This is a genomic window from Halorubrum sp. Boch-26 (assembly GCF_029889805.1).
Taxonomy (GTDB): domain Archaea; phylum Halobacteriota; class Halobacteria; order Halobacteriales; family Haloferacaceae; genus Halorubrum.
Window position 1 is genome coordinate 1 of sequence record NZ_JARANT010000112.1, and the last position, 7,696, is coordinate 7,696.

General features: G+C 68.1%; 8 protein-coding genes and 1 pseudogene. 3 read left to right on the forward strand and 6 right to left on the reverse strand.

Annotated elements, in window-relative coordinates:
* From OQF71_RS12950 to OQF71_RS12975, 6 genes and pseudogenes are all read right to left on the reverse strand, one after another.
* Positions 1 to 308 (reverse strand): annotated as a pseudogene (locus OQF71_RS12950) (glycerophosphodiester phosphodiesterase); the annotation flags it as partial.
* Positions 305 to 493, reverse strand: coding sequence for a hypothetical protein (locus tag OQF71_RS12955; protein WP_280588173.1), 189 nt, complete (start codon positions 491 to 493; stop codon positions 305 to 307). The pseudogene OQF71_RS12950 and the gene OQF71_RS12955, both read right to left, overlap by 4 nt.
* Before the next feature lie 14 nt (positions 494 to 507).
* Positions 508 to 1,164: an AIM24 family protein gene (locus OQF71_RS12960; protein ID WP_280588174.1), complete on the reverse strand. Its 657-nt coding sequence runs from the start codon at positions 1,162 to 1,164 to the stop codon at positions 508 to 510.
* Between the two features lie 112 nt (positions 1,165 to 1,276).
* The gene (locus OQF71_RS12965) at positions 1,277 to 1,942 is read right to left on the reverse strand and encodes a cytochrome c biogenesis protein CcdA (protein ID WP_280588176.1); all 666 of its coding nucleotides are present in this window, start codon (positions 1,940 to 1,942) and stop codon (positions 1,277 to 1,279) included.
* Positions 1,943 to 1,978: 36 nt separating this feature from the next.
* A complete protein-coding gene (locus tag OQF71_RS12970; protein WP_280588177.1) occupies positions 1,979 to 2,524 on the reverse strand; it encodes a TlpA disulfide reductase family protein in 546 nt (181 codons plus the stop codon).
* Complete coding sequence (locus OQF71_RS12975) at positions 2,521 to 3,216, reverse strand: SCO family protein (protein ID WP_280588178.1); 696 nt, start codon at positions 3,214 to 3,216, stop codon at positions 2,521 to 2,523. Before OQF71_RS12975 ends, OQF71_RS12970 begins: the two co-directional genes overlap by 4 nt.
* Positions 3,217 to 3,404: 188 nt before the next feature.
* Between OQF71_RS12975 and OQF71_RS12980 the strand changes: the two genes are divergently transcribed.
* The 3 genes from OQF71_RS12980 to OQF71_RS12990 form a co-directional block, all read left to right on the forward strand.
* Positions 3,405 to 3,611, forward strand: coding sequence for a cold shock domain-containing protein (locus OQF71_RS12980; protein ID WP_004046191.1), 207 nt, complete (start codon positions 3,405 to 3,407; stop codon positions 3,609 to 3,611).
* Between the two features lie 184 nt (positions 3,612 to 3,795).
* Entirely contained in the window at positions 3,796 to 4,503 is a 708-nt protein-coding gene (gene radB / locus OQF71_RS12985) for a DNA repair and recombination protein RadB (protein ID WP_280588180.1), read from the forward strand.
* Between the two features lie 50 nt (positions 4,504 to 4,553).
* The coding region (locus OQF71_RS12990) for a S8 family serine peptidase (protein ID WP_280588181.1) at positions 4,554 to 7,696 on the forward strand (3,143 nt) is incomplete at its 3' end.

The following is a 7,696-nucleotide window of genomic DNA, read 5'->3' on the forward strand; positions in this document are numbered from 1 at the left end:
CCCGGCGCGCCGGCGAGCCCGCGTCCGACGACGGTACCGGAATCGTCGCGTTCGCCGCGGCCGGAGAGCTCCGCGTCGTGAACCACGACCACGTCGCCGTCGGCGGTGGGCATCGCGTCGATTTCGATCCAGTCGGCCCGGCGACCCCCCAAGCCGCCGGAATCTCTCGTCTCGCCGAGGCCGTCCGATCTCCCGATCCCGGCCGCTCGCTCGACGGCCGGCACGGTGTTCTCGGGGTTTTCGCCGGCGAATCCGCGGTGGGCGATCAGGGTCGGAGCGGTGTCGGCGAGGTCGGTCGGACCGATCATATCGCGTCGAGCACGGCGTCGACGACGACGCCGACCGCCTCGGTGACGGCGGTCTTGACCCGCGCGAGCGGACCGCTCGATTCCGTGTCGTCGCGGTCGACGGCGGGCTCGTCGTCCGTCTCCTCGGTATCGTTCGATCTGTCGCCGGAGTCGCCGGAGTTCCGGGACTCGTTGGGATCCGCCATCGTCGAACCGTCGGTCAGACGTGCTCCTCGTACGGCTGCACGACCACGAACCCGCCGGGGCCGTCGAACTGCATCTGGTACCGTTCGCCGGACTCCTGGCCGACCATGTCCGAGAGGCTGCGGTTGACCTCGACGCTCGGGGAGGTCCCGCCCCACGCGACGGTCGCGCTGGGGTCCGTCGAGACGGGCGCCTCCAAGGCGATCGGGTCGCCGTGGGTGGTGAGCGCCACGTACCCCGGCCCTTCGAGGTAGACGTTGCTGAAGCCGCCGGCGAGCGAGCCGGCGAGGCTGTCGATAGTGCTGATCTCGTAGGAGAGCGACTCTTCGAAGGCGAGTACGTCCTCGCCGTTGACCGTGATCGACTCATCGGCGTCGAGCTCGACGACTTGCACCTTCTTTCCGCCGTCGGCGAAGTAGACGTGACCTCGTCCCTCGACGGCCATGATCGGCGTCCCCTCGCCGGTGGCCGCCTCCTTGAGGAAACCGGTGATCCCGCCCTCCGCGGACGCCTTCCCGGTGAACGAGACGTCGCCGGTGTACGCGATCATCGAGCCGGCCTTCGCCATCGCGGTCCCGTCGACGTCGACGTCGAGGGTGTAGCTGTTCTCGCGCTGGAACCGTTCCGCGCTCTCCGTCGGTGCGTTCTCGGCTGTGAACTGGTCGAGATTCATGTGCGGGGACCGAACTCTCGGGTTCGGCTACGCGGTGATTTCGCAGTATCGCTTAAGAATGTACGGGAGGGACGAGAAGTCCCCGCACGGTCGGGGCGTGGCGCGCTGGGTCTCAGTACACGATCAGAGAGAGGTACAGCTGCCCGATTCCAGCGACGATCATCACAGCGCCCGCAAGCCGTTTCAGCAGATCGGCGTGAGCCATCACCCGGTTGGCGTTACTGATCAGCCCCACGCCCGTCGCGACGGTCGTCGCCGCCATCAGGACCGCAACGACCCCGGCGTACACCGAGAGGACGAGGAGGGCGGCGTCGTCGGGGAGCGCGATCGCACGCGCGACCACGGCGAGGAAGATCGGGGCGACACAGCCCGCGCCGGCGAGCGCGTACCCCGCACCGAACAGGCCGAACCCGAGCACGCTCGACCGCCGCTTCGGCAGCGAGACGGAGAACGAGGGCGCCCGTCCGGCGACGACGAGCAGCCCGAAGGCGACGAGGAGCCCGCCGACGAGCGTCTCGAAGACGGTGATGTTCGACAGCGTCGACTGCCCGACTCGGACCGTCGCGCCCGCGAGCAACGTGAACGTCGCTAACACGCCGACCGCGGCCGCGAGGCCGCGTATCCCCGCCCCGGTCACCGAGGCGTTGTCGGCGTCGACGGAGTTCACGTAGAAGCCGACGTACCCCGGCAACAGGGGGTACGCGCACGGCGAGAAGAACGTCGCGACTCCCGCGGTCACCGCGAACGGGACGTTGGTCGCGAGCGAGACGTCGGTCATCGGTCGACGGGTCCCGTCATCGGTCCAAGAGTCTCGTCATCGATCGAGCGCCTTTTCGATTCCCTCGACGAACTCCTCCGTCGTGTGGGTCCCGGACGTCGCCCAGCGGACGCGCCCTGTCGCGTCGATGGCCCGCGCACTCGGGTAGCCGCCGATCGGAAACCGCGAAGCGAGTTCAGCCGAGACGTCAGCGGCGACGAGCCAGTCGCCGTCGTTCTCGCGCCACCAGTTCACCACCCTTTCCTCGCTAATCCCCTCGCCGACGGGTTCCGTCGTCACCGAGACGAACAGCACCTCGTCGCCGATCCGGTCGTGGGCCTCCGCGAGGGCCGGCATCTGCTCGACGCAGGGCTTACACCATGTCGCGAAGAAGTCGACGAACGTCGGGCGGTCGGGGGCCGGGAGCGTCACCTCGCCGTCGCGGCTCCCGGGCGCCTCGATCGTGTCGAGCGTCACCGGCTCGATCGGCTCCGGCGCGTCGCCGCCGCCGAGCGCGTCGGGGACGCCGCCGGTCGCGACAGCGCCGGCCCCGCCGAGGGCGCCGACGCTCGCGAGCCCGGCGAGGAGGTGGCGGCGCCTCACGCGGTGACCACCCGCTCGAAGTCGTCGATGAGCCGCTCGATGTCCGTCTGGGGGCCCCTCGGGTACACCCGCTCGACGATCCCGTCCTCGTTGGCGAGGAGGATGATCCCGACGTGAGGGAACCGGTACTCCAAGTTCTGGTACTCGTCGGCGTCCCGCTTCTCGATCACGAGGCCGAACTCCTCGTCCATCAGCTCCTGTGCCCGCTCGTAGCTCTCCGGGCGGAGGAAGTGCCAGTTGCCCGCGCCGAGGTCGACGCCGCGCTGGCCGGCGTACTCGCGGAGCACCTCGGCGGTGTCGCGCTCGGGGTCGAACGTGAGCGCGAGGAACGCCGCCTCGTCGCCGAACCCCTGCTCGGCGGCGTACTCCTGTGCGCGCCGCAGCCGGAGGATGAGCGCGGGACAGACGCCGTCGGGGCAGTTGGTGTAAAACGAGGTCCACAGGACGGCGCTCTCGCCCTCGAGGCCCTCGGTAGACACCTCCTCGCCGGTAATCGGATCGGGAACCGTGATGTGTGGCATCTCGTCGCCGTAGCTCGGGTGCGACGCCTCGCTGAGGTCCCGCTCCGGCGGGCCGAGGACGGTCCCCTCGGCGCCGCCCGCGCCGAGGACGCCGAGACAGCCGGCGGTCGCGGTGGTGGTGGCGGCGGCGGAGGACGCGGCGAGCGACCGCAGGTAGGTGCGACGATCCATGTCTATGGTCGTCCCTACGCGGGCGCTCGTAAATGAACCTCGCGACTGATGGCACGCGATGAGCACAGGGGCCCTGCCCCGGGAGAGTGGCGAATCACGAGCGGTCACAGGCGGTAGTCCCCCGGAACGGTCATGGTACCACGACCCTCGCAAGCGTTATCCCCCGAAGGCCTGTACGTTTGGTTGCAATGGCAAACGGTAAGGTTGACTTCTTCAACGACACTGGCGGCTACGGTTTCATTTCGACTGACGACGGCGATCTCGACGACGACGAGGACGTGTTCTTCCACATGGAGGACGTCGGCGGCCCCGACCTCGAGGAGGGCCAAGAGGTCGAGTTCGATATCGAGTCGTCCCCCAAGGGACCCCGCGCGACGAACCTGACGCGCAACTAACGATTCTACCGCGGACGCTGCGTCCGCACGCAACACCGGACCCCGTCGCCGCTCACCGAGACCGGCGACCGTTCCGTTTTTCACGCTTTTTCGACTCGACGAGCGACCCGTTCGGCTACGTGATAGCGGTCGCGTGACGTCGCGATCGACCGTTTAAATACGAGCGCGAGCAACGCGTCTCGTAGTGAGCGATCCGATTTCGACCGGCTGTCGACCGGTCGACGACCTGTTGGGTGGTGGGTTCGAGCGCGGGGTCGTCACGCAGGTCTACGGCCCGCCCGCGGCCGGGAAGACGAACCTCGCGCTGGCCGCGGCGGTCGAGGTCGCCGCCGGCGGCGACCGCGCCCTCTACATCGACACCGAGGGGCTCTCCATCGACCGGTTCGAGCAGTTGGCTGCGGGGCGAGCCGACGATCCCGACATCGACGACACGGTCGAGGAGATCGCGTCGCGGCTGGTGATCTCGGAGGCATACGACTTCGACGACCAGCGTGAGGCGGTCCGCGACGCCGAAGAGCTCGCCGAGGAGATCGAGCTGATCGTGTTGGACTCCGCAACGGGCTTCTACCGGCTGGAGCGCGCCGACGACACCGAGGGCGGCGAGTCGCTCCGGAAGGTCGCCAAGCAGGTGACGCACCTGCTCTCGCTGGCCCGCCGCCACGACATCGCCGTCGTGATCACGAACCAAGTGTTCACCGACCTCGACTCCGACCGCGACCGCGCGCTCGGCGGCAACACCCTCAACCACTGGACCGGCGCAATCGTCCGCGTCGACCGCTTTCGCGGCGGGAATCGCCGGGCCACGCTTGAGAAGCACCGCTCGAAACCCGCGGGCGACTCCGTCACGTTCCGGATCGTCGCCGACGGGCTCGCAGAGGGCGCAGACGCGTGAGCGCCGCCCCGAGCGGGGGTATTAAGAACGGCCACGCCACCTGATCGGTAATGAGCGACCGGGCGAGTCGACTGGGGCGAGCGACCGTTCTCCTCGTTGTCGCGTCCGTACTCGTTGCGGCCGTCGCGCCGGCGGCGGTCGCGATCGGCGGCGGAGCCGACGAGACCGCAGACAGCGGTTCGATCGGCCCGGGGATCCAGTCGACCAACGGCACCGTCGAAGTTATCGTGCGGTTCGAAGGCCCCGCAGAGACCAGTCCGAAAGACGCGAGTGCCGACGAAACCACCGGGCCCAACGGATCGGCGACGCTCTCGACGAGCGATCTCAAGACGAACGCCGCGAGCGCGCAGGCCGACTTCGAGCGCTTCGCCGAACGGAAGCCGGGCGTTTCCGTCAAGCGGAGCTTCTGGCTCGCGAACGCGATGCTCGTCACAATCGACACGGAGAGCGTCGCCGTCGAACGCCTGCTCGACGTGCGCGGGGTCGAGCGCCTCCACGAGAACTTCGAGGTGAGGCTCGACTCGGCGGCCTCGGCGGGCGGGGCGGCGACCTCGACCGGCGGCCCGACCGCGGCGGACACCGCCTCCGCGACGGCGACGTCGACCAACGCGACGTACGGGGTCGAGATGGTGCGCGCTCCGGAGGTCTGGAAGGAGTTCGACACCCGCGGCGAGGGAGCGACGGTCGCCGTGTTGGACACGGGTATCGATCCGGATCACCCGGATCTGAACGTGAGCGGGTGGGCGGAGTACGATTCCGACGGGAATCTGGTGAGCGAGGGGCCCGAGAACGCGTACGACGACGGTGAGGACGGACACGGGACTCACGTCGCTGGAACGGTCGCCGGTGACAACGCGAGCGGGACCGCGATCGGCGTCGCACCCGGCGCGGAACTGTACGGGATTAAGGTTCTCGGTAGCGATGGTTCCGGGAGTTTTGGACAGGTGATCGCGGGGATGGAATACGCAACAGAAAACGATAGCGTCGACGTCCTCCAGATGAGTCTCGGGGCAAACAAGTTCATCGTCGACTTCATCGAACCGGTTCGAAACTCTCGCGATGCAGGAAAAATTGTCGTCGCCTCGTCCGGAAACAGCGGGCAAGGCACGTCGAGCTCTCCCGGGAACATCTACGACTCGCTCGCGGTCGGGGCGGTCGACTCCAGTCAAACGGTCGCCGGCACTTCCAGCGGTGAGAATGTTACAACCGCTGACGATTGGGGCAGCGACGCACCGGGTGACTGGCCTGCCGAATACGTGGTTCCGGACGTGTCGGCGCCGGGTGTAAGCGTCAATTCCTCTCTACCAGGTGGAGGGTACGGGCTGAAGTCCGGCACCTCCATGGCCGCGCCACACGCCTCCGGCGTGGCGGCGCTGGTGCTCTCGTCGACATCAAAAAACGTCTCGGATGACGAGCTCTACGACGCGATCAGGAGCACCGCGGACCATCCCGACAACGCGACGGAGCCGGACACGCGGTACGGGACCGGGATCGTCGACGCTTACGCGGCCGTCTCGTCGACGAAGCCGTTCTACGACGTGTCCGATATCGATTCGCCTCCGATCGTCGAGCGAAACGGGACGATCAACGCCACGGTGAACGTGACGAACGTGGATCCCATACCCGGCGACAACCGAACCCTCGAACTCCGTCTGACCGATCCGACGAACGAGAGCGACGTGCGCGAACTGAACGCGACGAACGTCTCGATCGGAGCGGGTAACGCCACGACGGTCCGGCTGAACGGGACCGTGCCGAGCGATTTCGGAACCGGCGAAACGACGGTGGCGGTCGCGTCGCCCGAGGACAACGTTACCGCGACAGTCCGGGTCGCCGACGCGGTCGGCAGCGTGAACGGCACCGTCATCGACGCGGAGACGAACGCGACGCTCTCCGGGATCGACGTGATCGTCGAGAACGGTACCGAGACGGTCGGCGAGACGACGACCGACGGGAACGGGACGTACGCGGTCGACGTACCGGCGGCAAACCTCTCCGTCACGGCGAGCAACGCGACGTACGCGCCCGCGAACGCGACGGTCGAGCTGAACGGCTCCGGCGACGCGGTCACCGCGAACGTCTCCCTCGCGCTTCGAAACGGGACGCTCGGCGGGTTCGTGAACGCGAGCGACGGTCTCGGCCTCCCGACGAACGCGACGGTCACCGTCACGAATGAGACGAACGTCACCGTTGCCGCCGTCGACACGTCAGAGGACGGATCGTACGCGGTCGATCTCCGGCCCGGATCGTACAACGTCACCGCGGAGGCGCCGGACTTCCACCCGGACGCGCGAACCGACGTGACGGTCGGTCCCAACGCGACCACGGATCCGGGGCTCGAACTCGACCCGAAAGCGGCGACGGTCTCCGGAACGGTGACGAACGCCAGCAGCGGCGACCCGATCGACAACGTGACGGTGTCTTCCGGGTCGGCGTCGGCGGAGACCGACGCGGCCGGGAACTACTCGCTCGCGATCGATCGCGGCGATCGGACGGTGACGGTCTCCGCGGACGGCTACGCCGAGTCGTCGAAGTCCCTTACGCTCGCGGCGAACGAGTCGCGCGAGGCGAACTTCTCGTTGGCCCCGACGGCGGTGTTCGAGGTCACTTCGGTCGCCGGACCGAACGAGATCGAACAGGGCTCGAGCGGCGAGTTCGCGGTCGATGTCCGCAACGATGGCCGAACGGTCGGCGATGTCACCGTGACCGCCGCCGTCTCGCCGAGCGGAACGGTCGACCCCCCGTCGCGGTCGTTCTCGGACGTCGGCGTCGGGGCGACGCGATCGACGACGGTCACGGTCTCGATCAGTGACAGCGCGTCGACCGGCCAGCATGACCTCACCGCCTCAGTCGCGGATGACACCCGAACGCGGTCGTTCGACGTGGTCAGTGGCGAAGACGACGGAGGTGAGACCACGAATACCGGTGGCGGCGGAGGTGGAGGTGGAGGTGGTGAACCCACGGCACCAGCTGACGAAGAGGGACCAAGCGACCCGAAGAACGAGACGAATGATTCGACGAACCAGACTGACGCGCCGACCAACGAAACGGACGGCCCCGCGAACCAGACTGACGCGCCGACCAACGAAACGGACGGCCCCGCGAACCAGACTGACGCGCTGACCAACGAAACGGGCGTACCGGTCGCCGACGCAACAGGCGCCGTAGGAGACGCGAGCGGGCCAGGGGGCGG

What these genes read in the sequence shown, in the direction of transcription:
- OQF71_RS12980 (WP_004046191.1), top strand. Translation starts at nt 3,405, where the DNA reads ATGGCAAACGGTAAGGTTGACTTCTTCAACGACACTGGCGGCTACGGT.
- OQF71_RS12955 (WP_280588173.1), bottom strand. Translation starts at nt 493, where the DNA reads ATGGCGGATCCCAACGAGTCCCGGAACTCCGGCGACTCCGGCGACAGA.
- OQF71_RS12965 (WP_280588176.1), bottom strand. Translation starts at nt 1,942, where the DNA reads ATGACCGACGTCTCGCTCGCGACCAACGTCCCGTTCGCGGTGACCGCG.
- OQF71_RS12960 (WP_280588174.1), bottom strand. Translation starts at nt 1,164, where the DNA reads ATGAATCTCGACCAGTTCACAGCCGAGAACGCACCGACGGAGAGCGCG.
- OQF71_RS12975 (WP_280588178.1), bottom strand. Translation starts at nt 3,216, where the DNA reads ATGGATCGTCGCACCTACCTGCGGTCGCTCGCCGCGTCCTCCGCCGCC.